Here is a 26,517-nt window from a genome sequence, read left to right as displayed (position 1 = left end):
AAATCGGCATGACAGGCACCACGCACACATCCAGCCCGCATATCGAGGTCAGCAATCTTGATCTGAGCTACGGTGATTTCGTGATTCAGAAAAATCTGACCTTCACCGTCAACCACGGGGATGTGTTCATCATCATGGGCGGGTCCGGCTGCGGCAAAAGCACCGTGCTGAAATGCCTGATCGGCCTCAAGTCTCCGGCACGCGGCATCGTCCGCTTCGACGGCGCCGATTTCTGGTCCACCGCAGCAAGCACGCGTGAGGCCATGATGCGCCGCTTCGGTGTGCTGTATCAAAGCGGCGCCTTGTGGAGTTCGATGACCCTGGCCGAAAACGTTGGCTTGCCATTGGGCGAATACACCGAACTGGGCGCGGCCGAGATCCGCGATCTTGCGGCCATGAAACTGGCCCTTGTGGGATTGGCCGGGTTCGAGGATTTCTACCCGTCCGAGATCAGCGGCGGCATGCAGAAACGCGCGGGCATCGCGCGGGCCATGGCGCTGGACCCGGATGTCCTGTTCCTGGACGAGCCTTCCGCCGGCCTGGACCCGATCAGTTCGAAGCTTCTGGACGACCTGATCGTGGAATTGCGCGACAGCCTGGGAACCACGATGGTGATCGTCACCCATGAATTGGCAAGCATCTTTTCCATCGGCACCAATTCCGTCTTCCTTGACCCGGTTTCCAAGACGATGATCGCCAAGGGCGATCCGCGCGAGTTGCGCGATCACAGCCCGGACCCCAACGTGCGCGAGTTCCTGAACCGGGGCGCGTCCGCAATGACCAAAGGGCCAGACCCGGCGCGCACGGACAGCAGCCGACCGACGGAGGCCGCCCGATGAGCCAGAAAACCAATCCAAAACTTGTCGGCATCTTCGTCCTGGGCGCCTTTGTCGTTGCGATGGGCGGGCTGATCGCCTTCGGCGGCGCCGGGTTCCTGATCACGAAGCAGACCTACGTGATGTTCTTCCAGGGATCGGTCGCGGGACTGCAGGTCGGGGCACCGGTCAATTTCCGGGGCGTGCCCCTTGGCCAGGTAACGGACATCAGCGTCAGCTACTTTCCAAAGGACAAGAACTCGGAATTCGTCATTCCCGTCTATGTCCAGATCGAGCCCGACCGCATCCGGGGGCGCACCCATGAAAACCGGCGCAGCATCCAGGAACTCATTGAATTCGGTCTGCGGGCCGAGCTTGCCCTGCAATCCTTCGTCACCGGCCAGCTTGGCATCGAGCTTGATTTCAAATCGGGATCAAAGGCCACCCTGACCGGGCTTGATCCCGAGCACGAGGAAATCCCGACCCTGCCGTCGGACACCGAAAAACTGAAGGCCAGCATCACCCGTGTCGCGGATATCCTGCAGAAGGTGCCGCTGGAGGAAGTCGCGGAAGATATCCAGAAGGCAGTGAAATCGGCGTCCAGCAGCATCGTTCGGGTCAGCACCGCGATCAACGAAGTCTCGGACAAGATCGGCCCGTTCATCGACGAGATGCACGCGACCATCGTTGATATTCGTGCGACCGCGGCAGAAGCCAAGGCGCGCCTGTCCATGCAGCCCGGCGAAGTGCTCTATACCGCCGAGCAGACCATGACCCACCTGCAGACGCTTATAGATGGGTTGGACGCGCAGATCGCCCCGATGTCGCAAGAGTTGGAAAGCACCCTCGCCGCGCTGGAGAAAACGGCAAGGGATGCCAGCACCCTTATCGCAAGCGTGGAGGGCGAGATCACGCCGATCTCGGACGGGCTGCAACAGGCCCTGGCAACGGCGAACGGCACGCTGGAGGACACCCGCTCTGTCGTGAAATCGCTGGACGCGAAGGCCGATCCTCTGATTGCCGACGCCCGGACCGCCCTGACGACCGCCACCAAGGTTCTGGACGAGGTGCGGGCGCCGATCAATTCGGTCGGCCGTCTGGCGGCAGAGCTTGAAACCGAGGTCGGACCGATCACCGGCGAGGCCATCTCGACGATGGAGGTGGCCCGGTCTGCGCTGCAGGACGGCGTGACGGCCATAGACGATCTGCGCAAGCTGATCGCCGACGTGGATGGCGGGGTACAGCCCATCATCGCCAAGGTCGATGGCATCCTGAACAATGCCGATCTTGCGATGCGCGATGCCCGCAGCGCCCTGTCCGGGGTGCGGTCGCTGGTCGGAGCTGACTCGCCCACGGTGTCGCAACTGGATGTCGCCTTGCGGGAAATTCGCCGTGCCGCCGTATCCTTGCGCGAATTTGCCAATTACCTTGAACGCAATCCAAGCGCGCTTCTGACAGGCCGCCGGTAACCGGAGAGAGTGATGATGCAGCGAATTTTCAAGGTGGTCTCAGCCTTGGCCCTGTGCCTTGCGGTGGCGGCCTGCGACAGCAAGCCGTCGAACTTCTATGTCCTGTCGGCCCCCGGCATCACCACTGGAGCAACCGCGCAAACCACGCGGCGGCGCGGCCTGTCCATCGGCGTCGGACCTGTCACCCTGCCGGAATACCTCGACCGCCCCGAGATCGTCATCCGCGAGAATGCAACCGCGCTGAACGTGGCTGACCTGAACCGCTGGGGCGGCGGTCTGACCGAGAACTTCCAGAGCGTGTTGGGAGAGGTTCTGTCCGAAAGGCTGAACACGGATCGCGTCCTGCTTCATCCGTGGTCGGTGTCCGGCAACGTGACCTACCAGATTCTGGTACAGGTCAACGCGTTCGAGGCGCATCCGGACAATCAGGTGCTTCTCGATGCCCGCTGGGCGGTGGTCAGCGGCGGCACGCAGGATGTCATCAGGATGGGACGCACCGTCCTGCGCGAACCGATCAGCGGAGCCGAGGGCGGCGCGGGCGGCCCCGACTATGCGCAGATCACCGCCGCGATGAGCCGAAGCGTTGCCCGCCTTGGCCAGGAAATCGCCGCCTCGGGGATCCGGTGACGGCGGAACCGACAGCTCACCCCGCGGCGCCTGAAAGGGATCGCCGCCACCTGGGCTGCACAGCGCCCGACGGTCCTGCGGACAGGTTGCCCTGGGGCCCAAAAGGCGGTCTTCCTGCAGCCGCAGAACCGGTCGCTTGAAATGAAGATCATTTTCAGCAGGAAGGGGTTCGACAGCGGGGCCGGCGGCGTCCCATCGCCGATCATCGCTGGACGGCCCATCAGCCTGCCCATTCCCACCAAACATCGATCCGAAACGACCTATGCAGATCTCGGGCTCTCGGACATTGTCGAGGCCGCGACCAATGGGCGGATCACGGGCGGCAACCTTTGTCATCCCGACCCCATGTTTCAGGATGGCCGTTGTGCCTTTGGCCAGACCGGCGCCGCACAAGCCCATCTGGCCAATAACGCCGTCGGTGTTGGCGATGTTTTCCTGTTCTTCGGTCTGTTCTCACAGCAAGGCAGCCGGGACCGGCATCACAGGCTGTTCGGGTACCTGAGGGTCGACGAGGTGGTCGTACTGGGCGCAAACCCGACCGCGGCAAACCAACCGCCCGGGTTTGCGCGGCAACATCCCCACACCATCGGAGACTGGAAGCCGAACAACACCCTGTATCTCGGGACAGGGCAGGTCACCGATACGGCCAGCGAGGCGCTTCGCCTGACATGGCCGGGATGTGCCGTCAGCCGTTGGCGTGTTCCCGAATGGCTACGCGAGGTTGGCCTGACCTACCACGGGCGGACGGAACGCTGGGACGGGACCGACACACTCAACGTCGCGGCCCGTGGTCAGGAGTTCATTGCGGATATCGGGGAGCGCACGGACGCCCGGCAATGGTGCGACGGCATCCTCTCGACCCTTGGGAGATCTTCAGGTGAGGGATAGTCCTCGCGTCGTTATCATCCTGCTCAGGCAGCCGCGTCTAGATGATCCCAACGAAATGAGGACGGATCCCTTGTGGGAATTCGGCAGCTTCGGGTGCACCGGTTGCCACCGAAGGAACCTGATGAACCCCAAAAGGCTGAACGAACACAACGGCTCACAGTTTGCCTTTGCCCAGAATGGCCGACTGGGGGTCAAGCTTGTCCATGTCACCCCGCCCGTGCGAATGCTGCACCACGGTCTGTTCGGCGAGGCCACCTGGCGACCGGCCGAAATGCCGCTGTGCTACGACAGCGCGCCGACGCTGGTGACAAATTTCGCCGGCTCCGATGTCCCCTCCCTCATCCACATGATCCGAGATGTTCGGCGCGCAAGTCCCGTTGCGCAGTTTTCCAGCAAGTTCCGGTCGCGGCGGCGGCCGTTGCCAGACCGCGTCGGGCAAGAGGTTCTGGAGGTCTACCATCGATTCCGCGCGAACGGGGCCGCAGTGGCGCAGGCCTATGAAGATGCCCTTCCCTTTCCGCCGCCTTGCAGTGATCGAGACAGGGAAGCGACCTACCAGCGCCTTCTGGACCGGTCCATCGGACCATAGACGACGCGCGATGTTCAGAAATATGTCTTTTTTGCGGTCGAGGGGGTTGCATGGCCGGGGGGATGTGGAAAGCGCAGACGCCCGCAATATCGAACGGACGGGTGTATTGACGGGTCGATCCCTTCCCCCGGAAAGACGCCTCAGATCGCCGACAGCCCGGCGTTTGTGTTCAGCAGGAACTGCGAGAACATCGGGCTGCTGGCGGCCCCGATACCGCGGGCATTATGGCCGATGTTTCCGGCGTCGATCCGGGGTTCGATCAATCCCCGCTTGTCCTGATTTACCAGATACCGCCGGGTCCGTTCGACCAGTTCGTCCCGCACGTTCGTCGGGAAGGCCCCGTCGATCACCACCGCTTCGAAATCGATGACCGAACAGATCGACAGCGAGGCCTTGGCCAGTTCCTGCGCGGTCTGGCCGATCCACGGCTCCACATAGCGGGTCAGGCCGCTCCAGTCCTGGGGCTGCCGCCACAGGACCGCCGGATCGATCCCGGCCTCGACAAGGCGCGCTTCCAGCAGATGGATCGAGGCGACGTCGATCAGTTGCTGGGCTTCTCCCAGCGGTCCGGTGCTGCGCATGGATCCAAGCGCGCCGGCATTGCCACGGGTTCCCTCGAACACCGTTCCGTTCAGAACCACGCCGCCGCCAACGAACGACCCAATGAAGAAATAGGCATAGTCCCGGTACGCGTGCGTGCGTCCGTAAAGATGTTCCGCCTGGCACGCGGCGGTGCCGTCATTGACGATGAACACCGGCAGATCGCTGAAGGCCGCGACCTCAGCCTTGAAGTCAATGTCCTTCCACGAGCGGAACTTCTCGGCGGCGAGACCCGCAAGGTCATGCCATTTCCATAGCTCGAACGGCGTGCCGATACCGACCCCGCACACCCGATGCCGCAGATTTCCCGGCAGGCGCCCGACAAGGGTTGCCAGCCCGTCTTTCAGAAAGCCGAACACGGCGTCGGGCATGGGATACTGGTAGGTCGTGTGCATCTGTCCGCGCACCGTGCCCGACAGATCCAGAAGCACCAGATCGGCGCTGCGGCGGCCGATCTTCAACCCGATGGAAAACACGCCATCGGGATCCAGTTCCATGGGGATAGAGGGCTTGCCGACCTTGCCGCGCACCGGTTTGCCACGCCGGACCAGACCGTCTGCTTCAAGGTTGCGCAGGATGGTGGACACCGTGGGTTTGGACAGCCCGGTGCGACGCGCCAGTTCGGCAGCGGGAACGGCGCGTTCGAACTGCAAAATGGAAAGGATCAGGCGTTCGTTATAGTCGCGGATGCCGCTTTGATTTACGCCTGCCCGCTTTGCGCTGATGCTGTCTCCGTCCATGGCGCGGACCATATGTGCCTCCCCCTCAAAAGGAAAGATACACACGCACCCTTAGTAAGTAAAGTTTACAAACTAATTGACGAAACCAGTAGAATCAGGTCTTTTAGGGTCGGACCTGCCAGGTTTCACCGCGGTGAGCGCGGAAACGGAAACCCCGGTCCAGAACGAAATTCGCTTCGTGTGGGAGGAAAACATGAAAGCTCTATTGACCACCTCGGCCCTAGGCCTGAGCCTGTGCGCAGGTGCCGCCTTTGCCGATACCAACGCCTGCCTGATTACCAAGACCGACACCAATCCCTTCTTCGTCAAGATGAAGGAAGGCGCCACGGCGGCTGCCGAACAACATGGCATCACCCTGTCGACCTTTGCCGGCAAATACGACGGCGATGTTGAAACCCAGGTGGCCTCGGTCGAGACCTGCATCGCGTCCGGCGCCAAGGGTATCCTGATCACCCCGACCGACAGTCGCGCGCTGGTGCCGGTTATCACCCAGGCCCGCGACGCCGGGATCCTCGTCATCGCGCTGGACACGCAGTTCGAACCGGCCGACGCGGCTGACGCGACCTTTGCCACCGACAACTTCAAGGCCGGGGTTCTGATCGGCCAATGGGCGCGTGCCACGATGGGGGACGACGCGGCCAACGCCAAGATCGCGCTGCTGGATCTGAACGCCTCGGAAGTCTCGGTCGACTACCAGCGCAACAACGGCTTTCTTCAGGGCTTCGGCATCGACATCAAGGACCCGACCGACATCGGCGACGAAGATGACCCGCGCATCGTCGGCAATGACGTAACCGACGGGTCGCCCGATGGCGGACGGACCGCGATGGAGAACCTGCTGCAGATCGATCCGGACATCAATCTGGTCTATACCATCAACGAACCCGCCGCCGCCGGTGCCTATGAGGCGCTGAAATCCTTCGGCAAGGAAGAGGGCGTTCTGATCGTTTCGGTCGATGGTGGCTGCCCCGGCGTGAAGGACATTGCCGGCGGTGTGATCGGCGCAACCGCGATGCAGTTCCCGCTGCTGATGGCCTCCAAGGGCGTCGAGGCGATCGCGACCTTTGCCGAAACCGGCGAGAAGCCGCAGAACACCGAAGGACTGGATTTCTACAACACCGGTGTCGAGTTGGTGACCGACAAGCCCGTCGAGGGCCTTCCGTCGATCACTTCGGAAGAAGGTCTGAAGAAGTGCTGGGGCTGATCCCCGGCTGACCATTTTGGCAGGGTGCCTTGGTGCCCTGCCCGTTCTCGTCGTCCCCCCCCATATTTTGACGGAATCTGACGCCGCAGCTATGCTTGCCGGCAAGGGAGAGAGTCATGTCTGAACCCACAAATCCTGCCCGCTCAGGCCAGGAATTTGAACAGGACCTGAACCGCAGCGACGCCAGGGTCGCCGAGTTCGAGGTCCAGAATCATACCCTGCTGGACCGTATCCAGCACCTGCTTCACAACAATCCCACGCTGGTTCCGGTGATCGTGCTGGTTCTCAGCCTCGTGGCCTTCGGGTTGATCGCGGGCGGGAAATTCTTCTCGGCCTTCAACCTCAGCCTGATCCTGCAACAGGTGTCGATCATCGGCATCCTGGCCGCCGCCCAGTCGCTGATCATCATCACCGCCGGCATCGACCTGTCGGTCGCGGCCATCATGGTGTTGATGTCGGTCGTCATGGGCAATCTGGCGGTGTTCGCCGGTGTGCCCTCCGGCTTTGCCATCCTGGTCGGTCTGGCCGGCGGGGTCGGCGCGGGCCTGATGAACGGCTGGCTCATCACCCGCGTCAAGCTTCCGCCCTTCATCACCACGCTCGGCACCTGGTCGATCTTCTATGCGTTGCTGCTGTGGCTTTCGGGCGCGCAGTCGATCCGCGGGCAGGACATCGATACCGAGGCGCCGTTCCTGAAATTCTTCGGGGCGTCCTTCGATGTCGGCGGCGCGCGCATCACGCTCAGTTCGATCCTGATGATCGTGGTCTTCGTCGTGCTGTGGTACATGCTGAACAAGACCGCCTGGGGCCGCCATGTCTATGCCATCGGCGACGACAAGGAAGCCGCCGATCTGTCGGGCATCCGCACCGACCGCACGCTGCTGTCGGTCTATGGGCTGTCGGGCTTCATCTGTGCGCTGGCGGGCTGGGCCTCGATCGGCCGGGTCGGGTCGATCTCGCCGCAATCCTTCTACGAAGGCAACCTGGATTCGATCACCGCCGTCGTGATCGGGGGCATCTCGCTGTTTGGCGGGCGCGGCTCGATCATGGGGGCGCTTTTTGGCGCGCTGATCGTCGGGGTGTTCCGCTCTGGCCTACGCCTGTCGGGTGTTGATGTGCTGTGGCAGGTCTTTGCCATCGGCTGGCTTATCATCATCGCGGTCGCAATCGACCAATGGATCAGAAGGGTTTCGGCATGACGCAGACAACAACCCCTGTCGTACAGGCCCGCGGGATCGTGAAGCGCTATGGCCACGTGACCGCGATTGATCACTCGGATTTCGAACTGCGCGCCGGCGAGGTTCTGGCGGTGATCGGCGACAACGGCGCCGGCAAGTCGTCGATCGTCAAGGCGATCTGCGGTGCCACCGTCCCCGATCAGGGCGAGATCCTGATCGAGGGAAAACCGGTCCGGTTCACCTCGCCGATCGAGGCGCGGGACATGGGGATCGAGATCGTCTATCAGAACCTCGCCCTGTCCCCGGCCCTGTCGATTGCCGACAACATGTTCACGGGGCGCGAAATCCGCAAGGAGGGCTGGATGGGCAAGTATCTACGGATGCTGGACAAACCCGCCATGGAGAAGTTCGCGCGTGACAAGCTGACCGAACTGGGGCTGATGACCGTGCAATCCATCAAGCAGCCGGTCGAAACCCTGTCGGGCGGCCAGCGTCAGGGCGTCGCCGTCGCCCGCGCCGCGGCCTTCGCCACCAAGTTCATCATCATGGACGAACCGACGGCGGCCCTGGGCGTCAAGGAAAGCCGCAAGGTGCTGGAACTGATCCAGGATGTCCGGGCCCGCGGGATCCCGATCATCCTGATCAGCCACAACATGCCGCATGTGTTCGAGGTCGCCGACCGCATCCACATCCACCGGTTGGGCAAGCGGCTTTGTACCATCGACCCCAAGGACTACACCATGTCCGACGCGGTCGCCTTCATGACTGGCGCCAAGGAGCCTCCGGCCCAGGACGCCGCCTGACGGAAGCACGGGCTGTCAATAGCGCCGCCGGACAGGAGTCCGGCGGCGCTTTGAGACCATCTCGCAAGATCGCCACCGTGGCCCAGCATTCGGCAATCTACCGGACCAGAGGCATGTTTCTGAGAACGTGGATGAGACGCTGCCACTTTGGATCCGCGCCCGGTCGCCCCACAACATCGCGCCGGATCTCGATCATCACCGCCGCCTTGGCCGTTGCATCGATCACGCCGCCATAGGGCGTATTCAGACCGACATCATAGCCTGCATCCGCGAAATGCCGTGTCAGGGACCGGACCCAGCCAGCGGGCGTCAGATCCGCTGTGAACCCGATATCTATCTCGGGCCTTGGCCCGTCTGAGTGGCGCTCTATGAGCCAAGGCTCCAGGGGATAGGTGTGCAGGTCAATCAGCGTCGCACCCGCGGCGGCCTCCGACAGACGCGCCCAATGGGGGGCGTAGTAGCGCGCCAACAACTCGGCCCTTCGGGGGGCGGACAGATCCTTGCGAATGCGGTTCTGGCGGTGATCGTGCGTATACAGGGCGCCGCGACCGACCGTGGCCATCTCTTCGCGGCTATCGTCATCGTAGCGTTCCACGTCGACAACGATCCGCGAGACCGGCGCCTCAATGATCTTTGCGTCCGGCCAGGCGTCGTGCGCCATCTGGTCTGTGAACAGGTCCGCCGACGCCAGGGCCTCACGCTCAACCGCGCTTCTTTCAACGAGGAAATCTGACCACGCCTCTTCGGGAATATGCAGGGATGCATGCGGAACGTGGACGGTCAGTTTGGGCAAATCTGTACCTCCGGTTGGTCGCGCTGCGCAAACGGGCATAAAATGCTCGACCCGGTGGGAGAGCAACTGGCGCGGGGGTCGCGCCAGCGCACGCAGGGACGACCGTGCTGGCAACAGGCACAGTTGGCAAGGGCGGTTCGAACACGGTGGTCAGCACACCAGGGGCACACCGGAACGATAGTGCCACGCAGCCGTTTCACCAGCGCAGCCGACATCCCGACGCCCCATGATCCATCTGGCCCGCAGCCCGCTTGGTAGCACCTTGCAAGCGGGTGCAGCCATTTCCAAGCCCCTGCCCCAAGGCCATTGCCAGCGCGATGGTGCGTGCCTACAGTTTCATCACAATACGGGTGTAAAACCTGAAAAATGCTCTTGGGAGGAATGACATGACCAGAACCAACCTGATGCTCTGTGCATCACTGGCGGCCTTTGGATTTGCGGCAAGTGCTGCCAATGCGGACAAGCTGACACTCTACTGCAGTGCCGAGGAAGAGTGGTGCCAGGCGATGGCCCGTGGCTTTGAAGATGCCACCGGAATCGACGTCAACATGACCCGCAAGTCGTCTGGCGAAACCTTCGCGCAGCTGCGTGCCGAGGCCAGCAATCCCAAGGGGGACATCTGGTGGGGCGGCACCGGGGATCCGCATCTTCAGGCGGCGGAAGCAGGACTTTCGCAGGAGTACATCTCGCCGATGCGGGACCAGCTTCACCCCTGGGCGATCGCCCAGGCCGAAAGCGCTGGCAACCGGACGATCGGCATCTATTCCGGGGCCCTGGGCTATGGCTACAACAACGATCTTCTGGCGGCCAACAACCTGCCGGAACCCGCGTGCTGGAAAGATTTGCTGAAGCCTGAATACAAGGGCCATGTGCAGATGGCGAACCCGAACTCCTCGGGCACCGCCTATACGACGCTCGCCTCGATGGTGCAGCTGTTCGGCGAGGACGAGGGCTTCGAGTTCATGAAGGGCCTGCACGCCAACATCAACCAGTACACCAAGTCGGGATCGGCGCCGATCAAGGCCGCTGGCCGTGGCGAGACCACCATCGGCATCGTCTTCATGCATGACGCCGTGGCACAGGCGGTCGCCGGGTTCCCCGTCACCGTGGTGGCGCCTTGCGAGGGCACCGGTTATGAAATCGGGTCGATGTCGATCATCGAAGGCGCGCGCAACCTGGAGGAAGCCCAGAAATTCTATGACTGGGCGCTGACCGCCGAGGCGCAGAACCTCTCCCTTGAGGTCAACTCGTTTCAGGTCATGTCGAACGTGAATGCTCAGGCGTCAGACAAGGCCCCGGACATGTCGAAAATCAATCTGATCGACTATGACTTCGTGAAGTACGGCTCGTCCGACGAACGCAAGCGTCTGCTGCAGAAATGGGACGAGGAGGTCTCGGTCCTGCCGCAGTAAACCGGTGCGAGACGCCGCTTCTACCAAGACCACCCATCCTGTCCTGACCTTCTGGGTCCTGGCAGGCTGGGTGGGATTTTGCCTTCTGCCCTGGTACGGGGTCGAAGACGGATTCTTCGGGTTTTCCTGGCTGCTGGAAGGCTACCCGCTGGACGAGGATTTCGCGCCGGCGGCGTTCCTTCTGGCGCAGGGCGAGAAGCTCTGGCTGGCCCCGCTGGCCCTGCCCCTGCTTGCCCCGCTTGCGGTCCTGCGGCTGCGCAAATCGGAACCGGCCTATGCCACCGTGCTGATGCTGTCCGGCGCCGTGGGATTTTCCTATCTGGTGGCGCAAGGGTTCGGCATCGGCATTCGCGGGTTTACCTTCGACTGGCTGACGGCGCTGTTTGGCGACTTCGATGACCGGCAATACGGCATGGGCTACGGCGCATTGCTGGTGGCTTCGGCCTTTCTGTTCCTGCTCACCCAGGGCATTGCGGCGCGCGGCGCGATCAACGGCGATGTCTTCGTGGTCAGCGCCATCGGCGGCGTGATCGTGGTGGTCGCCACCTTTGTCTTCTTCCCCATCGCCAAGATGCTGCTGGCCGCCTTCGTGACCGAAGAGGGCAGCTATTCGATGGCTGTCTTTGCGTCGAAATTCTTCAGCAACCGTCTGTGGGGGCTTGGCTGTTTCCAGGGCGCGCGCTGCGGTGTGGCGTGGAATTCACTGATCCTTGCGATCCTGGTCGGCGTGATCACGACGGCGCTGGGGCTGGTCTTTGCGCTGGTGGTGACCCGTTCGGGGTTCCGCTACAAGCGCGCGTTGCGGGCGTTGACGGTGCTGCCGATCATCACCCCGCCCTTCGTCATCGGTCTGGCGCTGATCCTGTTGTTCGGGCTGTCGGGATCGGTCACCGTGTTCGTGGCCGATGTCTTCGGCATCCAGCCAAGCCGTTGGCTGTATGGCCTGCCCGGCGTTCTGATCGCACAGGTGCTGGCCTTCACGCCAATAGCCTTCCTGGTGCTGATCGGCGTGGTCGAAGGCGTCTCGCCGTCGATGGAGGAAGCCGCCCAGACCCTGCGGGCGAACAAGTGGCAGGTGTTCGTGACCGTATCGCTGCCGCTGATGCGGCCGGGGTTGGCCAATGCCTTCCTTCTGGGGTTCATCGAAAGCATGGCGGATTTCGGAAATCCGCTGGTGCTGGGCGGCAATTTCAACGTGCTGTCGACCGAGATCTTCTTTGCCATCGTCGGCGCGCAATACGACCAGGGTCGCGCGGCGGTCCTGGCCATGGTGCTGCTGGCCTTCACCTTGTCGGCCTTTTATGCACAGCGGGCCTGGCTTGGGAAGAAGTCCTACACTACCGTCACTGGCAAGGGCGACGCCGGGGTGCATCCGTTGATGCCAAAACGGCTGTCGATCCCGGTGCTGAGCATTGCGGCCCTTTGGGGCGGGTTCACCGTGGTGATCTACGTGATGATCTTCTACGGCAGTCTGGTGGAGCTTTGGGGCGTGAATGACACACTGACGTTCAAGCACTATGTGACCGCCTTCGCGGTCCGGCTGGAAGAAGGCGGCATCCGCTGGATCGGCTCTGCCTGGGACAGTTTCTGGACCACGATCTATATTGCCGCCGCTGCCGCACCACTGACCGCCATCGTCGGGCTGGTGACCGCCTACCTTCTGACCCGCCAGACCTTCGCGGGCAAGAACGCCTTCGAATTCGGCACCATGTTGAGCTTCGCAATCCCCGGCACGGTCATCGGCGTCAGCTATATCCTGGCGTTCAACGTGCCGCCGATCGAGATCACAGGCACCGGGATCATCCTCGTGGTCAGTTTCATCTTCCGCAACATGCCCGTGGGCGTGCGCGCCGGCATCGCGTCGATGTCCCAGCTCGACAAGTCGCTGGATGAATCTTCGCTGACGCTGGGGGCCAACAGTTGGCAGACCTTCCGACGGGTGATCCTGCCGCTGCTCAAGCCTGCCATTCTGGCGGCGCTGGTCTACAGCTTCGTGCGGGCCATGACCGCGATCTCGGCCGTTATTTTCCTGGTCTCGGCGGAATACGACATGGCGACGAGCTATATCATCGGGCGGGTCGAAAACAACGACTACGGGCTTGCGATTGCCTATTCGACAACGCTGATTTTCGTGATGTTGGCCGCCATCGGCCTGCTGCAACTGCTGGTCGGTCGCACGCAGATCGGGCGGCGCACCCAGTTCACCTCGGGGAGTTAGACCATGGTAGAGACGTTGATCCGCAGCAAGGCGGCGCCGGTCTCCTTCGTCGGGGTCTCGAAGGTCTTCGGGCGCGACGTGGTGGCGGTCGACAACATCGATTTAGAGGTCGAGGCGGGCAAACTGGTGACCCTGCTCGGCCCGTCGGGCTGTGGCAAGACCACCACCCTGCGGATGATCGCGGGGCTTGAAATGGCCACCTCGGGCCAGATCCTGATCGGCGACAAGGACGTGACGAAACTGCCCGCGACGGATCGCGATGTCTCGATGGTGTTCCAGTCCTATGCCTTGTTCCCGCATATGACGGTGCTTGAGAACGTCTCCTACGGACTGACCTTTTCCGGCTTTGCCAAGGCCGAAACCCGGCAACGGGCGCTGGCCGGGCTGGACCTGGTCGGCCTGAAGGGGTTCGACGACCGGCTGCCCAGCGAGTTGTCGGGCGGTCAGCAACAGCGGGTGGCCGTGGCCCGCGCGCTGGTTCTGGAACCGCAGGTCCTGCTGTTCGACGAGCCGCTGTCGAACCTCGATGCCAAGCTGCGTCGCCAGGTGCGCGAGGACATCCGCGCGATCCAGCAGGATCTGGGTCTGACCGTTGTCTATGTCACCCATGATCAGGAAGAGGCGCTGGCGGTGTCCGACGAGATCGTGGTGATGCGCAACGCCTCCATCGCGCAGATCGGCACACCGCGCCAGTTGTACGACGCGCCGGTCGACAGCTTCGTTGCGGATTTCATCGGCGAGGCGAACCTGCTGCCGTGCGAGATCACCGCCCTTCACGGAGAGCGCGCCGAGATCGCGGTGGATGGCTACCGGTTCTCCCTGCCCTCGCGCGGGATGCCCGTCGGTCCAGCGACCCTTGCGGTGCGGCCGTCGCGCCTGGTGATTGGTCGGGACGAAGGCTTTGACGCCCGGATCATCAAGTCGACCTATGTGGGCATCCGCATGGAGTACACCCTTGAAGCCAGCTTCGGCACAATGTTCGCGGTACAGGAAAACGTCGATGCCCCGCTTGAGGTCGGATCGGACGTCAAGGTGAGCTTCCAGCCCACCGGCCCGGTCCTTATTCCGAAGGGCTAGGCACCAACGCGGCTTCGTACAGGCGCACAAGGTCGTCGAACACGCGCGGTGCACCGACAATGACGCGCCCGCCATTTGCAATCATCTGGTCGGCGTCCTGAGCCTCGACCTTGCCGCCAGCTTCGGCGACCAGCAATTGACCGGCAAGACAGTCCCAGGCGTTCATATGCGCTTCGGAATATCCCAGCAACCGACCGGCGGCGACATAGGCCAGCGACAGCGCCCCCGAGGCATTGCGGTGGAACAGGCCCCCGGCATTCAGGATCGCGGCCACAAGCCGGGCGGTTGCCTCTGAAGCGATGCGGTTGGAATGGCCGACAGCGACGCTGCCGTCGCGCAGGGTCAGGTCGCGCGGAACCGAGATCGGATGCCCGTTCAAACGCGCGCCCTCGCCGCGCACGGCCACGAATGTTTCGTCGTGACAGGGATCGTGGATGACCCCAATACAGGTCTGGCCGTTCTTGACCCCGGCGATCACCACCACCCAGGCTGGAATGGCGTTGACGAAATTCGTGGTGCCGTCGATGGGATCGATCACCCAGGTGAAGCCCGAGGACCCTTCGGTCGGCGCATGTTCCTCGCCCACGATGGCGTCCTCGGGAAAATGCTCGGCCAGACGGCGACGCACCAGAACCTCGACCTCGCGGTCGGCCGCGCTCACGAAATCCTGGTGGCCTTTCTTCTCGATCTTCAGGGTGTCGATCTGCCGGAAGTAGTCCCGGGCCAATTGCCCGGCTTCGACCGCGATCTGGCGGGTGATTTCCGTGCGTTCGGTTAGGTTCATGATTTTCTCCGGTGCCGTTGCCCAAGGGATGCCAGCCACCCTGCCAGATTCTGTGTGGTTTCACACCGATATGGAACATCGGCCGTCCCTGTTCCGTCAAACCAGCCCGTTTGCCGCCATGAACGTATCAAGCTTGCCTTGTTGCGCCGGGGTCAGGGGCCAGGCCGATGGCGGGCGGGTCGGGCCGCAGTCGAGGCCCTGGGCCAGCAGCGCCGCCTTGACCCCGGTCACATTGGTGCCGTTCAACTCCTCGGCCCGGATATCCTCGAACGCACGCATGTCTTCGATCAGGCGGTTGGCCTGCGGATAGTCGCCCGTGGCCAATGCCGCATGGATCGCGACCGAGCGTTCCGGCCAGACGTTGATCAACCCGCTGGTGAACCCGCGCGCGCCGACGGCATAAAGCGGCGGCGCCCAGACCTCAGCCAGCCCGCCGACCCAGGTGATGCCGGGATCACAGGCGGCGATGGCAGCGGCCAGCTTCAACGGGTTGGGCGTCGCCCATTTCACGCCCTTGACCCCGTCGATATCGCACAGCGCCTTGATGCCATCGGTGCCGATGGCATCGTTGCGCAGGTACAGCATGATCGGCAGACCGCCCGAGGCTTTCGAGACTGCCCTGACATAGTCGACGGTGCCGCGCGGGCTGACGAAGGGATCGGGCGGCTGATGGATCATCAACGCGCTGGCCCCGGCGGCGGCAGAGGCTTCGGCAAGACGGCAGGCATCACGGATGCCGCGCCCGACCCCGGCCAGCACCGGCGCACGGCCTGCAACCATGGCCGAAACCTCCTGCACCATGGTGCAGGCTTCGTCGGTGGTCAGGGCGTAGAACTCGCCGGTATTGCCGTTCACCACGGGCATGTGCACGCCCGCCGCCAAGGCGCGGTCAAGGATCGGCGCCAGTTTCCCCGGCGCGATCTCCCCCTCGGCATCATAGGGCGTGACCAGAATGCCGGAGATGCCGGCAAGTGCTGCGTCGAGATCATGGTTCATCAGAAGATATCCGGTTCACCGGCGGCGGGGCCGTGTTGACGTTGCAGGTAGTCGAAATCGCAGCCCGTATCGGCCTGCCCCACGTGCTTGGTGAACATCCAGCCCCAGCCCCGCTGAAAGCGCGGCTCTGGTGGGGTCCAGGCGTTGCGGCGGGCCTCAAGCTCGGCCTCGGGCACCAGCATGTCCAGCGACCGGTTCGGCAGGTCCAGCCGCACCGTATCGCCGGTCCTGAGCAAGGCAAGCGGCCCGCCCACGAAGCTTTCGGGGGCCACATGCAGCACGCAGGCGCCATAGGAGGTGCCCGACATCCGGGCATCCGAAATCCGCAGCATGTCGCGATGGCCCTGCTTGATCAGCGCCTTGGGAATGGGAAGCATGCCCCATTCGGGAAAACCCGGCCCGCCCTGCGGTCCGGCATTGCGCAACACCATCACCGTGTCGGGGGTGATATCGAGATCCTCGTCATCCACCGCCTGTTTCATTTCGGGATAGCTGTCGAAGACCAGTGCCGGGCCTTCATGCACATGGTATTTCGGATCACAGGCCGCGGGCTTGATGACCGCCCCATCCGGGCAGAGATTGCCGCGCAGCACCGCCAGAGAGCCTTCGTGGTAGACCGGGTTCGACAGCGGGCGGATCACGTCGTCGTTGTAGACCTGGGCGGTGGCGATGTTCTCGCCCACGGTCTTGCCGTTGACGGTCATGCAGGTGGTGTCCAGCCGGTCGCCGATCTGCTTCATCATCGCCAGAAGACCCCCCGCATAGAAGAAATCCTCCATCAGGTAGTCCTTGCCCGACGGCCGAATATTGGCCAGCAACGGGGTCTCGCGCCCCAGCGCATCCAGTTCATCCAGCGTCAGATCAACCCCGGCCCGCCGTGCCATGGCAACCAGATGCACGACGGCGTTTGTCGAACAGCCCGTGGCCATGGCCACGATGGCGGCGTTGCGCACCGCGGCCGGTGTCACGATCTGGTCGGGGGTCATATCCTCCCACACCATGTCAACGATCCGGCGGCCGCAGCTTGATGCCATGCGGCTGTGGTTGGCATCGACGGCAGGAATGGACGAGGCCCCGGCCATTGTCAGGCCCAGCGAATCCGCGATGGCGGTCATGGTCGAGGCCGTACCCATGGTCATGCACACACCGTGAGAGCGCGCGATGCCGCCCTGCACGCCGCGCCATTCCTCGTCCGAGATGTTGCCGGCCCGGCGTTCGTCCCAGTATTTCCAGGCATCCGAGCCAGAACCAAGGATCTTGCCCGCGTAATTGCCGCGCAGCATCGGGCCGGCGGGCAGAAAGAGGAAGGGAACCCCGGCCGACAGCGCGCCCATGATCAGCGCGGGCGTGGTCTTGTCGCAGCCACCCATCAGAACCACCGCGTCGAAGGGATGCGAGCGGATGACCTCTTCGGTCTCCATCGCCAGCATGTTGCGATACAGCATCGAGGTCGGCTTGGTGAACTGCTCGTCCACCGACAGGACCGGCATCTCGATCGGGAAACCGCCCGCCTGAAGGACGCCGCGTTTCACTTCCCTGGCACGCTCGGGGAAATGGCCGTGGCACGAGTTGATTTCCGACCAGGTGTTCAGGATGCCGATGATCGGCTTGCCGCGAAACTCTTCTTCCGCATAGCCGAGCTGCATCATCCGCGATCTGTGTCCGAAGCTGCGCAGGTCGTCGGGCCCGAACCAGCGCGCGCTGCGCAGGGTCTCTGGCGTCTTCTTCCGCGAATCCGTCATGTGTCTCTCCCGAGGATATTCCCCTTTTGTATGCGCTTACATAAATTGATGTCAACGCAGACCGCTTCACCCGCAATGGCCAGAAGGTGCGCGCCGTGCAGCTTGACAACGCAGCGCTGGCGATGATCTAAGGCCATGTATGCGCTTTCATCGCAACTGGCGAGTCGCGCTTTGCGCTGGAGGAGGCGCAACAGATTGTAATCCAGTGGCCGCGTGCGGCCAAACGGGAGGACCTCATGAAACTGACCCGCAGAACCCTTCTTGCAGCCGCCAGCAGCGCGGCGCTCCTCATCCAGCCGGTGGCCTCGGCCGCGCAGGAACTGCCCCGCAACGTGCGCCTCGTGATCGGCTCCACCTCGACGGGCGGCGACACCTACCAGAACTCGGCCATCGTGGCCGAAGCCCTGGCCGAACAGCTTGGCATCAACATCAAGGTTGACGCGGTCGGCGCCACCGAGGCTTTCAAGGCACTGGGTCGGGACAGCCGCGGCAACACGCTGATGATCTTTCACGACCAGTCCTATCTGGGGAACCTCTACGGGGTGACCGGCTATGCCGACCCGTTCGAAGGCTACACCGTGGGCCAGACCGTCGCGATCAACCCGGGCAACGCCTATCTGGTGGGCTGCGACAGCCCCTATCAGTCGATGGACGACATCCTGACCGCCGCCGCCAATGGCGACCGCGTGCGCGTGGCCATCCAGCCCGGCGGCGTGTCTGAAATCGGCTTCTCGGCCATGAAGAACGCCGCTTCGGTGCGCGCACCGGGATCCGAGGAAAACATCGTGGCCGTCAACACCGGATCGCAATCCGACAAGAACCAGGCGATGTGGGATGATCTGGCCGATGTCATCAACGGCTCGATCCAGGCCAACGAGCAGTTCACCCAACTGCCTGCCGATGACCAGAAGTGCATGCGCTTTGTCTGGATCACCGCGCGCCCGGCGACCCTTGAGCAGGCCCCCGCCGCCGGCATGGGCAACACCACCCGTGACCAGATGCTGCAATACGCCTCGCCCGCGACCAGCGTGACGCTGGACGGCACGCAGGATTTCACCTTCGATAAGGAATTCTTCTTCCTGTACAACAAGGACATGGATCCGGCGATCATCGATCAGGTCGATGCCGCGCTGACTGCCATCTACGACAAGGGCGCGATCCAGGATCGTCAGAAGGCATCGTTCTTCATCCCCAACTTCCTGCCTGCGGATGAAGCACGTCAGCACCTGACGGACAAGCGGGAGACCTACGCCAAGGTCATCGAACAAATCTCCGGCGGTTCCTGATCCCACACATCCGGCCCGGGCGCACCCTGTGCCCGGGCCGTTCTGGTTCCTTGAAGGGAGGCATGCATGGGCAACCTGGGTCAGGTCACCATCGACTTTGAACGCTCGCATCTAGTCTTTCCGATCCTGATCGGCAGCATTCTGGCGCTTCTTGGCATTGCCATCCTGATCACCCGGCGCGACCGGATCGCGGCCTCGGGGCCCAATTGGCGCCAGACGTTTGCGGACATGGACAAGTTGCGGTTCTTCGGAACGCTCGTGCTGACCGTGCTCTACTTCTCGCTCATGGTGCCGGTGGGCAACTTCTGGCCGAACACGGGGCTTGGGTTTCTGATCTGCTCGATCCCCTATGTGCTGGCGACGGGACTGTTGTTCATGCATGAGCGCCCCTTGCGGCAGGTGCTGGTCATGCTGGTGATCGCCGTGATCGGCCCGTCTTTCGTCTGGTGGCTGTTCACCGAGATCTTTTTCCTCACCCTACCCTGAGGCCCGCGCCATGGAATTCCTTTCGATCATTTCGCCGCTGTTTCTGTTCCTTGTTGTTGGCGGCACCTTCGTCGGCATCATCTTCGGAGCGATCCCCGGCATGACGGCCACCATGGCCGTCGCCGTGTGCCTTCCGTTGACCTATTCGCTGGGGTTGGAGAATGGATTGGCGCTGCTGCTGGGTCTTTATGTTGGCGGCATCTCGGGCGGGCTGGTACCGGCGATCCTGCTGGGCATTCCCGGCACCCCCTCCTCCATCACCACAACCTTCGACGGCTACCCGATGGCGCAGAAGGGCGAGGGCGAGAAGGCCCTGCGCATCGGCATCTGCGCCTCTTTCGTTGGCGGCATCGTCAGCCTGCTGGCGCTGTACCTGGCCGCCCCCTCGCTTGCGGAATTCGCCATCGAGTTTTCCTACGTCGAAAAGTTCCTGATCATCCTCTTTGCGCTGACCGTCATGGCGGCGCTGTCGACCGATCTGCTGATGGGCATCTTCTCGGGGTTTCTGGGCATCTTCATCTCGCTGATCGGCGTCTATGACATTTCCGACGGCGGCAACGGCAAGCTTCGGCTGGTGCCACCGGGCACGGAGTACTGGCTGGACAGCGGGTTTTCCCTGCTGCCGGTGCTGATCGGCGTCTTCGGGCTGGCCGCGATCCTGGATCAGGCGGAACTGGGCGTGCCCAAGGGACAAAGCCGCGGGGACGTGAAGATCGGCAAGGGCTCGTCCTTCTCGTTCTCGGTCTTCAAGGGACAGACGGTCAACCTGTTGCGCTCCTCTGGCATCGGCACCTTCGTGGGCATCCTGCCCGGCGTGGGCGGTTCGGCGGCCTCGATCCTGGCCTATTCGCAGGCCAAGACCTTCTCGAAGAAATCCGCGAACTTCGGCAAGGGAGAGCCCACGGGCCTGATGGCGTCGGAATCCGGCAACAACGGGCTGACCGGCGGGGCGCTGGTACCGCTTCTGTCGCTGGGCATTCCGGGCGACAGCACCACGGCCCTGCTGATCGGAGCCTTCACGCTGCAGGGCATTCAGGTCGGCCCGCTGTTCATCGGCAACAACCCCGACACCTGGAACGCAATGATCTTCGCGATGCTGGTCGCCAATATCGCCATGTTCGCCATGATGTATTTCGCGATCCGCTATTTCGCACTGGTGGTGACCATTCCAAAACACGTGCTGTTTCCGATCATCCTGATGATGTGCGTCATCGGCGCCTATACGATCAACTATGGAATCATGTTCGATGTCTGGACCCTGCTCATCTTCGGGCTCTTCGGGTGGCTCGCGGTCAAGCTGAGGCTGGAAATCGCACCCTTCATCATCGGCTTCATCCTTGGTCCGTCGGCCGAGATCTATTTCGTCAAGAGCCTTGAAAGCTTCGGCACCCTGTCGATCTTCTTCACCAAAAGCTGGATCGCGATGCTTCTGTGGGTGCTGATCATCGGATCGCTGACCGCGTCGATCTATCTGTCACGGCGTCAGGCGAAGATCGCGGCAACGGGCTGACCCCGTTGCCCTGACGCAGAAAGGACGGAATATTGCGCGCATGGGACAGGATCGGGACACACGCAACGCCAACAAGCGCGTCACCATGGCCGCGGTCGGGCGCATGGCCGGGGTCAGCCAGGTCACCGTGTCCCGCGCCCTGTCGGATCCGTCGAAGGTTTCGCCCGACACCCTGCGCCGCATTCGCGAGGCGATCGAGGTCACGGGCTTCGTGCCCAACGCCATCGCCGGCGCACTGGCGTCCAACAAGTCCCGTCTTGTCACCGCGCTGATCCCGTCGATTACCAATGTGGTCTATTCAACCTTCGTGCGCAGCTTCAGCGAACACATGCGCGGGGCCGGCTACCAGATCCTGCTGTCGGAAACCGGGTTCGCACCGGCCGAGGAAGAGGCCCTTGTCGCCGCACATCTGTCACGGCGGCCAGATGCCATGCTGCTGACGGGGATACATCACAGCGCGCAGGCCCGGCGCCTGCTTCTGGGGGCCGGCATCCCGGTGGTCGAGGTCTGGGATCTGACCAGCTCTCCCATCGATCTGTGCGTCGGGTTCAGCCATACGGATGCGGGCCGCGCCGTTGCCGAATTCGCCCGCAAGAAGGGATACACGCAGGCCGCCACCGTGACCGCCGCCGACGAACGCGCCCACCGGCGCAGGTCGGCCTTTGCCACCCAGTTCGAGGCGCTTGGCGGTCAGCGCGTGGCCCGTGCCGATATAGATGGTGCCGCGCGCATTGGCGAAGGCCGCAAGGCCCTTCGGCACTTGCTGGATGCACAGGGGTTTGCGCGCGGAGTCATCTTCTGCAGTTCCGACCTGCTTGCCCACGGAATCCTTGTCGAAGCGCAGGTCCGCGGGATCCGCATTCCCGACGACATTGCCGTGATCGGGTTCGGAGATCAGGACTACGCGGCCGATGTGCATCCCGCGCTCACAACGGTGCGGGTCGACCGCGATGCCCTTGGCAACCGCGCCGCCGAGCAATTGCTGGCCCGGCTGGACAACAACGATCTGGTCCAGCCGGTGACGGACCTGGGATTTGAAATGATTGAACGCGAGTCCTGCTAGCCAATGCAGACGCCCCGCTCTGGCGCGGTCCGTGTCCAAGGAACTGTGCCGTTCGGGCGGTTGATGACAACCGCCCGTCACAATCCAACCCTCTGGCTTCGATGCGGGCAGCGACGGCAGGAACACCCCCAACCGATGCCCCCGTAAAGCTATCGCCAGATGCGGTCTATTTCACCGGCAAGGTCCGGGTGTAGGCCAGAACATCGACCGCGTGCTGCAAGTCGAACGCCCCCAACGAGATCATTTCGACACCCGGATGACCGTTACGGATCTTGTGCAGGACCTCCCACGGGTTCGCGTTGGCCTCGGTGCCGATATAACCGGGGTCGTCGCTATCGCCCCAGTTCAGCGCACGTCCGTCGAAGCCATGGCAGGCCGCGCATTGCGTCTGGAAAATGGCTGCGCCATGCGCCGTGTCACCCGACACTTCCCCGCTTTCCAGATCGATGACCGCGTTCATGTCGTCCAAACCCCTGGCAAGAAAAGTTGCGATATAGGCGGACTGCGCGGATGGGATCATGTCCTCGGTATAGCCGTGGTCCCGCAAGACCGCTTCCAGGGCAGATGCGTCACCGGAATAGCCAAAGACACCGATGATGCCGGTCTGGTAGGAACCGCTTTTGTATTTGCCGTCTGCACCGCGATAGTCCCACCCGTGGCACGATTTGCAGCGCCAGGTGGTCGCGCCCGTACGACTGTTGGACGCCGGCCAATCGGGATGAGTGCTGTCGGGTTCGTCCAGCCCCTGCGTGACGTACCAATTGTCGTAAAGCCGACCACCCCGAGTGATGATCCAGGCTTCGGTCGGCTGAAGCGGCGCACCGAAGATGAAATCGGCATGATAGCTTTCGTCATGTTCCTGAGCGACCGCGGCCCCCGTCACCAGAAAAGCCACGATCAAAGCCGTCATTCGCTTGGCAGTTTGCATTTTTTCCTCCTGAGAGCCCAGCCATTGGGACCCTCTAGTTTACAGGAATGAAAACGCCGTTGTCGTTGTGGGGCATCATGGACAAGGAAAACTCCTTGCCCCCGTGCGCAGGAAATGTCCGGGATCGGGATTCGGGTCAGGCCTGCGCCCAATGTGCGTCGCTCTTGGGTGAAATCCATGCGCGTTGGACCAGGCGGTTGCCTGCCAATCACCGCAAATCGGCGGCTTCCCGGCGAGATCGGAAAACCTGTATCTGCGTTCAACCCAAGCCGTGGGCAGGCGCCCTACTTTGGAAACAGGAATGTCGCCCCAAGCGTCACGCCCCACCCCTCTGGCCCGCCTGTCGGCGAAATGGCCCAATGACGCGCCGTGGCGGACAGGCTGACCCGCTGACGGCCGAAGGACACCAGTTTGCTGGTCTTGAGATTGACCGGCGTGGTCCACTGCGCGTTGACCCAGTCATAGGTGCTTTCCGTGTTCAGCGCGAAGGTCCAGGCATCCTGCGTGGTGTAGCTCACGAAGGGCTGAAGAAAGGTGTCGCTCTGCGTGGGGTCCGACGCGTCGACGTTCCAGATATGATTGGCCAGAATGCCATAGGTCCACGGCCCGGATTGCTTCAGGGCCACACCCGTCAGGCCGGCGCCCCATTCGTTGCGGCCTGGGCGGTTGTCTGCGGTCGCGACCACATCGAAGGGGATCTGGAAGACCGGTCCGACGCCCCAGGTCAGGCCGCCAGCCGTGGGCTGCTTGGGCGAAAAGAAGAAGCTCTGCACCACATCTGCAAGGCCATCACGGGACGGTCCGGGCGTGATGTCGCTTTGCCAGACGAACGGGATGATCGTTCGTGAAATGACGTTCCAGTTTTCAGAGATGCTGAACGGAATGACAGGCTTGACCACAAGGGCGGTTTGCGAGCCCTTGCCGTCCGCCCCGAGACCCTGGTCATAGATCCCCTCGACCGGAACCGAGACCAGCGAGGCAATCGGATTGGCCAGTTGCTTGGCAAGTTCTTCCTCGGACTGGGCATGAACGCCGGTGGCAATGCAGGACAGAAAGCCTAGGGTGCAGACAAGGCGTGCGGACGTTGGGAACGGCATTTGGGGCATCTCCAAGGAAAAGCGGTCCGGCCTTGAGGGCGGCTGCCCGGGCCGGACCACAATGAACCCCGGCCCCCAATTACAGAGGCCGGGATCTGAGCGGTTTACTCGCCGATGTTCGGATCCATCGCCGGGTCAAACGGCAACTGATCCAGATGCTCGATGTATTCCAACGGATCGAACGGCAGATCCTTCAGAACCAGTTGCGGGTTCTGTTCCTGGGTCAGCGCCTCGGATGCATTCGCGATTCCGGTCCACGGGATGCCGTGCACCTCGGGACGGTCGGGGTAACGCTGCTTCCACAGATCGTGGCGCAGACGCATCCGGTTGAACGGACGCTTCAGGTGGATCAGGTTGGTCAGCATGGGCTGCACCTCGCGCGGGTCGGACGGCAGGAAGTAGAACGCTGCCGGAATGCCGCTGGCGTCACCGACCGGGTCGGGCGATATGAAGTGGCGCTTGTAGTCGCCCTTCACGATCGCACCCAGCTGCGGGCCCGCATAGGTGAAGGTATAATCCCGCCGCCCGTGACTGTCGCCATTCAGCAGCAGCGCGGTCTGGTCCAGCCCGTCGATCACCCGATCCATGGGCACATTGTCGAGCGCGCCCGCCACACTGGCAAAGGTGGTGAAGATGTCGGTGATGTGGATCATGTCGCCGGGCAGAGAGCCGGCCTCGATCATGCCCGGCCAGACGGCAAAGGCCGGAACCCGCACGCCGCCTTCAAGGAAATCACCCTTGCCACCGCGAAAGATGGTTTCAGCAAATCCGGTGCCCGGAGGTGGGTTGTGCGACATCGGTCCATTGTCGGCCATGGCGACGATCAGCGTGTTTTCCGCGATGCCCAGGTCTTCAAGCTTGGCGCGGATCTCGGCGATCATCGGATCAACGGTGCATTGCAGCCCGTTTTGCAGCAGCGCGCGGGCGCGTGTGCATTTCGGGCGCGTCGGCAGGAAGCTGGCCATCATCGGCCAGTTGGCGACATAGAAAGGCTGACCTGCTTCGACGTTGCGCTCCATGAAGGCAAACATCCGATCCATGCCCTCGGCATCGATCATCTCGTAGCTCTCATAGCTGTTGTCGCGCCATTGCAGGGTTTCGCCGCCCTTGGTGCCTTCGGCGACCATCACCCAATCCTTGGTGATGAATGTGTCGTCAAGCTTGTAGATGTCTTCGATCAGCATGTCCTCGAACAGGCCGATGGACGCGTTGCCCTGCTCGGCCTCGCGCGAGTTCAGCGACAGGATCTGATTGTAGCCGGTGAACAGCGCCTCGTCGAAACCCTGGTTATGTGGATAGCTTTGTTCGATATCGCCAAGGTGCCACTTGCCATAGAAGGCGGTCGCGTACCCGGCCTCGGACAGGACCTCGGCCATGGTGACCTCTTCGTCGGCCAGCCCGTGGCTCTCCTGCAGCATGCCGATATTGTACATGCCGCTGCGAACCGCCAAGCGCCCGGTGACAGCCGCGGCGCGGCTTGGCGTACAGCCAACCTCGGTGTACATGCGCGTGAACATCATGCCGTCTTCGGCCAGCGCATTGATGTTGGGCGTCTCAAGCCCACGCACGGCCTGGATGGCCGGGATGCCCAGATCGCCGTACGCCGTGTCATCCCACATGATGTGGATCAGGTTGGGCGGGGTGCCGAATTTTTCTTCCAGTTCGGCAAGCTTGGCCTGAATGTCGGCATCCTCGGTGACCCAACGCTCGCCATTCTGCGCGTGCAGAACGTAGAACTCGGCATCATGGATGATCTCGCCGGCTCCTTGCGAGCTTTGCGCCCACGCGGGGGCCGACAACAGCCCGCCCGCCATCATGGCTGCCGCAGCGAACGTGCCGCCACTCGGCTTTCTTCTATCCGTTGTCATCATTTCTCTCCTGTTGAAGTCAGCGGTGCCATTGTTCTGACGTCTTCATGCACCACCGGGGTCGCGCATCAGGGCGCGACGGATTTCGTCTTTCAGACCTTCAAGACACTCGGTCGCCGCTGGGTCATCGGGGTCCTTGTCCCGAAGCATCCCTGCCACCAGTTCAAGGTCGCGACATATCTCATCGAAGATCGGACGGTTTGCGCGCAGACGCCGGATGTCCTCCCGCCATTCCGGGAAGAACTGTTCTGCGGTGGGTGCCGCGGGATTGTCCGGTTCTCTTTCCACGCTCATCGTGGCAGGTTGTGGCATCCTTGATTTCCGGAACAAGGATTATACCGTAT

At 62.7% G+C, this 26,517-nt stretch carries 24 protein-coding genes; 15 read left to right on the top strand and 9 right to left on the bottom strand.

What is annotated here, in order from left to right; genetic code table 11:
• The first annotated feature begins 8 nt into the window (after positions 1–8).
• The 5 genes from ACP15K_RS15725 to ACP15K_RS15705 all read left to right on the top strand — a co-directional run bounded on the left by ACP15K_RS15725 (position 9) and on the right by ACP15K_RS15705 (position 4,388).
• The gene (locus tag ACP15K_RS15725; protein WP_193140798.1) at positions 9–839 is read left to right on the top strand and encodes an ABC transporter ATP-binding protein; all 831 of its coding nucleotides are present in this window, start codon (positions 9–11) and stop codon (positions 837–839) included.
• A complete protein-coding gene (locus tag ACP15K_RS15720) occupies positions 836–2,284 on the top strand; it encodes an MlaD family protein (protein ID WP_424990938.1) in 1,449 nt (482 codons plus the stop codon). Before ACP15K_RS15725 ends, ACP15K_RS15720 begins: the two co-directional genes overlap by 4 nt.
• Positions 2,285–2,296: 12 nt before the next feature.
• A complete protein-coding gene (locus ACP15K_RS15715; protein WP_424990937.1) occupies positions 2,297–2,911 on the top strand; it encodes a PqiC family protein in 615 nt (204 codons plus the stop codon).
• A gap of 141 nt (positions 2,912–3,052) precedes the next feature.
• Positions 3,053–3,799, top strand: coding sequence for a hypothetical protein (locus ACP15K_RS15710; protein WP_424990936.1), 747 nt, complete (start codon positions 3,053–3,055; stop codon positions 3,797–3,799).
• 121 nt (positions 3,800–3,920) lie between these two features.
• The gene (locus ACP15K_RS15705) at positions 3,921–4,388 is read left to right on the top strand and encodes a hypothetical protein (RefSeq protein WP_424990935.1); all 468 of its coding nucleotides are present in this window, start codon (positions 3,921–3,923) and stop codon (positions 4,386–4,388) included.
• A 140-nt stretch (positions 4,389–4,528) separates the two neighbouring features.
• Here the strand turns inward: ACP15K_RS15705 and ACP15K_RS15700 are convergent, their stop codons facing one another.
• Entirely contained in the window at positions 4,529–5,728 is a 1,200-nt protein-coding gene (locus ACP15K_RS15700) for an ROK family transcriptional regulator (RefSeq protein WP_424990952.1), read from the bottom strand.
• A 193-nt stretch (positions 5,729–5,921) separates the two neighbouring features.
• Between ACP15K_RS15700 and ACP15K_RS15695 the strand changes: the two genes are divergently transcribed.
• The 3 genes from ACP15K_RS15695 (at position 5,922) to ACP15K_RS15685 (ending at position 8,913) form a co-directional block, all read left to right on the top strand.
• Complete coding sequence (locus ACP15K_RS15695; protein WP_193140803.1) at positions 5,922–6,932, top strand: sugar ABC transporter substrate-binding protein; 1,011 nt, start codon at positions 5,922–5,924, stop codon at positions 6,930–6,932.
• 116 nt (positions 6,933–7,048) lie between these two features.
• Positions 7,049–8,131 (top strand): ABC transporter permease, encoded by a 1,083-nt coding sequence (locus ACP15K_RS15690; RefSeq protein WP_193140804.1) that lies wholly within the window; start codon positions 7,049–7,051, stop codon positions 8,129–8,131.
• Complete coding sequence (locus ACP15K_RS15685) at positions 8,107–8,913, top strand: ATP-binding cassette domain-containing protein (RefSeq protein WP_424990934.1); 807 nt, start codon at positions 8,107–8,109, stop codon at positions 8,911–8,913. The genes ACP15K_RS15690 and ACP15K_RS15685 overlap by 25 nt, the downstream gene beginning before the upstream one ends.
• 97 nt (positions 8,914–9,010) lie before the next feature.
• Here ACP15K_RS15685 and ACP15K_RS15680 read toward each other — a convergent pair whose 3' ends face one another.
• On the bottom strand, positions 9,011–9,706 hold the full coding sequence (locus tag ACP15K_RS15680; RefSeq protein WP_193140806.1) for an N-formylglutamate amidohydrolase: 696 nt from the start codon (positions 9,704–9,706) through the stop codon (positions 9,011–9,013).
• Between the two features lie 386 nt (positions 9,707–10,092).
• Here ACP15K_RS15680 and ACP15K_RS15675 point away from each other — a divergent pair, with 386 nt between their 5' ends.
• The 3 genes from ACP15K_RS15675 to ACP15K_RS15665 are packed head-to-tail and all read left to right on the top strand — an operon-like array spanning position 10,093 to position 14,413.
• Positions 10,093–11,118 (top strand): ABC transporter substrate-binding protein, encoded by a 1,026-nt coding sequence (locus tag ACP15K_RS15675; protein ID WP_193140807.1) that lies wholly within the window; start codon positions 10,093–10,095, stop codon positions 11,116–11,118.
• A gap of 4 nt (positions 11,119–11,122) precedes the next feature.
• Positions 11,123–13,336, top strand: coding sequence for an ABC transporter permease (locus tag ACP15K_RS15670; protein ID WP_193140808.1), 2,214 nt, complete (start codon positions 11,123–11,125; stop codon positions 13,334–13,336).
• Positions 13,337–13,339: 3 nt separating this feature from the next.
• Positions 13,340–14,413, top strand: coding sequence for an ABC transporter ATP-binding protein (locus ACP15K_RS15665; RefSeq protein ID WP_193140809.1), 1,074 nt, complete (start codon positions 13,340–13,342; stop codon positions 14,411–14,413).
• On the opposite strand, the gene ACP15K_RS15660 is transcribed toward ACP15K_RS15665, so the two are convergent.
• The 3 genes from ACP15K_RS15660 to araD form a co-directional block, all read right to left on the bottom strand.
• Positions 14,397–15,197 carry an inositol monophosphatase family protein gene (locus ACP15K_RS15660; RefSeq protein ID WP_424990933.1) on the bottom strand — a complete coding sequence of 267 codons (801 nt, stop codon included), beginning with the start codon at positions 15,195–15,197 and terminating at the stop codon, positions 14,397–14,399. The two genes, ACP15K_RS15665 and ACP15K_RS15660, sit on opposite strands and share 17 nt — an antisense overlap.
• 96 nt (positions 15,198–15,293) lie before the next feature.
• Positions 15,294–16,193, bottom strand: coding sequence for a dihydrodipicolinate synthase family protein (locus tag ACP15K_RS15655; RefSeq protein WP_424990932.1), 900 nt, complete (start codon positions 16,191–16,193; stop codon positions 15,294–15,296).
• Positions 16,193–17,935, bottom strand: coding sequence for an L-arabinonate dehydratase (araD, locus tag ACP15K_RS15650; protein WP_193140812.1), 1,743 nt, complete (start codon positions 17,933–17,935; stop codon positions 16,193–16,195). The genes ACP15K_RS15655 and araD overlap by 1 nt, the downstream gene beginning before the upstream one ends.
• A 236-nt stretch (positions 17,936–18,171) precedes the next feature.
• Between araD and ACP15K_RS15645 the strand changes: the two genes are divergently transcribed.
• From ACP15K_RS15645 to ACP15K_RS15630, 4 genes are all read left to right on the top strand, one after another.
• Positions 18,172–19,221 carry an ABC transporter substrate-binding protein gene (locus tag ACP15K_RS15645; RefSeq protein WP_193140813.1) on the top strand — a complete coding sequence of 350 codons (1,050 nt, stop codon included), beginning with the start codon at positions 18,172–18,174 and terminating at the stop codon, positions 19,219–19,221.
• Positions 19,222–19,287: 66 nt separating this feature from the next.
• The gene (locus tag ACP15K_RS15640; protein ID WP_193140814.1) at positions 19,288–19,707 is read left to right on the top strand and encodes a tripartite tricarboxylate transporter TctB family protein; all 420 of its coding nucleotides are present in this window, start codon (positions 19,288–19,290) and stop codon (positions 19,705–19,707) included.
• Positions 19,708–19,717: 10 nt separating this feature from the next.
• Complete coding sequence (locus tag ACP15K_RS15635) at positions 19,718–21,217, top strand: tripartite tricarboxylate transporter permease (RefSeq protein ID WP_193140815.1); 1,500 nt, start codon at positions 19,718–19,720, stop codon at positions 21,215–21,217.
• A 40-nt stretch (positions 21,218–21,257) separates the two neighbouring features.
• Positions 21,258–22,280: a LacI family DNA-binding transcriptional regulator gene (locus ACP15K_RS15630; protein WP_424990931.1), complete on the top strand. Its 1,023-nt coding sequence runs from the start codon at positions 21,258–21,260 to the stop codon at positions 22,278–22,280.
• A gap of 166 nt (positions 22,281–22,446) precedes the next feature.
• On the opposite strand, the gene ACP15K_RS15625 is transcribed toward ACP15K_RS15630, so the two are convergent.
• The 4 genes from ACP15K_RS15625 to ACP15K_RS15610 form a co-directional block, all read right to left on the bottom strand.
• On the bottom strand, positions 22,447–23,208 hold the full coding sequence (locus ACP15K_RS15625; RefSeq protein ID WP_193140816.1) for a c-type cytochrome: 762 nt from the start codon (positions 23,206–23,208) through the stop codon (positions 22,447–22,449).
• Positions 23,209–23,492: 284 nt separating this feature from the next.
• Positions 23,493–24,305, bottom strand: a complete 813-nt coding sequence (locus tag ACP15K_RS15620) for a transporter (protein ID WP_193140817.1) — start codon at positions 24,303–24,305, stop codon at positions 23,493–23,495.
• A gap of 104 nt (positions 24,306–24,409) precedes the next feature.
• Entirely contained in the window at positions 24,410–26,173 is a 1,764-nt protein-coding gene (locus ACP15K_RS15615; RefSeq protein ID WP_193140818.1) for a sulfatase-like hydrolase/transferase, read from the bottom strand.
• Between the two features lie 45 nt (positions 26,174–26,218).
• The gene (locus ACP15K_RS15610) at positions 26,219–26,467 is read right to left on the bottom strand and encodes a hypothetical protein (protein ID WP_424990930.1); all 249 of its coding nucleotides are present in this window, start codon (positions 26,465–26,467) and stop codon (positions 26,219–26,221) included.
• Positions 26,468–26,517 lie beyond the last annotated feature (50 nt).

The sequence above is a fragment of the Fluviibacterium sp. S390 genome (assembly GCF_049800695.1).
GTDB lineage: Bacteria > Pseudomonadota > Alphaproteobacteria > Rhodobacterales > Rhodobacteraceae > Meridianimarinicoccus.
The sequence above is the reverse complement of the archived record's forward strand: the minus strand, read 5'-3'. Positions and strand labels throughout refer to the sequence as shown.